Annotated in this window: 2 protein-coding genes; one reads left to right on the top strand and one right to left on the bottom strand. The window is 43.7% G+C overall.

The features are described from left to right. On the top strand, positions 1-420 hold a 420-nt coding region (locus A4S05_RS38300; RefSeq protein WP_084227422.1), incomplete at its 5' end, for a sigma-70 family RNA polymerase sigma factor. A gap of 6 nt (positions 421-426) precedes the next feature. Here A4S05_RS38300 and A4S05_RS44450 read toward each other — a convergent pair. Continuing rightward, positions 427-765, bottom strand: a complete 339-nt coding sequence (locus tag A4S05_RS44450; RefSeq protein ID WP_069071785.1) for a hypothetical protein — start codon at positions 763-765, stop codon at positions 427-429. Positions 766-945 lie beyond the last annotated feature (180 nt).

Genomic DNA, 945 nt, shown 5'->3' with positions numbered 1-945 from the left:
TTTCAAAAACTCGGTCGCTATGCTACTGTCACCGAAATTGCCGAAGAATTAAATTTAAAGCCTAACCAGGTTCGAGAATATTTCAGTGTCTCGAAACAGCCAGTTTCTCTGGATTTGCGTGTGGGAGACAACCAAGACACTGAGCTATTGGATATCTTACCTGATGAGAGCATGTCCTCAGACGAACGGCTCACTAAGGAACTGTTGCACCTCGATTTAAATAATCTGCTGGCATCCCTACCCCCTATACAACGCGAAATACTAATTCTGCGTTTTGGGCTAGAGAATGATCATCAACTGAGTTTGACTGAAGTCGGCTTACGCTTAAACTTGAGCCGAGAACGAATCCGTCAGCTTGAGCATAAAGCTTTAGCAATTCTCCGTCGTGAACAAAGTGGCATTAAGGAGTATCTTAATTAATTAGAATTAACTCGCGCTGAAGTTGTCGAATAGGAGAGTATGAGCAAAACCCGCTACTCCAAAGATTGGAAACAAATCGCCACATCTGTAAAAGATGCCTCCGATTGGCGCTGTACTAAGTGCGATCGCCTCTGCTTGCGCCAGGAAGCGAGAAACCATCAGAGCTAACTTTATCCCAACGTCGGGTTCATAACCTTCAGGTTCATCATTACAACTTCGACCCATCTGATAACCGAAAAGAAAACTTAGGCTGTCTTTGCAGTAGCTGCCATCTCTACTATCACCGATTTGGGCGAGGCAATATTTCACCTGGGCAATTATCCCTGTTTCAATCAGATGATGCATGAATATATTGCTATCTAGAAACTATCCTTATAAATAGAACAACGATTACAGAGCCGATGCCCAGCAAAACAATTGAAGTCCGAGTACACCGTCAGAGCGCACAAGCGGGAAATTCATACTCGCGTTTTCAACTCCGTGTTTAAGCAGTGTGAACATCCCACACAACTAAAAACCTTCGTT

Source organism: Nostoc sp. KVJ20 (assembly GCF_001712795.1).
GTDB lineage: Bacteria > Cyanobacteriota > Cyanobacteriia > Cyanobacteriales > Nostocaceae > Nostoc.
The sequence above is the reverse complement of the archived record's forward strand: the minus strand, read 5'-3'. Positions and strand labels throughout refer to the sequence as shown.

What these genes read in the sequence shown, in the direction of transcription:
- A4S05_RS44450 (WP_069071785.1), bottom strand. Translation starts at nt 765, where the DNA reads ATGCATCATCTGATTGAAACAGGGATAATTGCCCAGGTGAAATATTGC.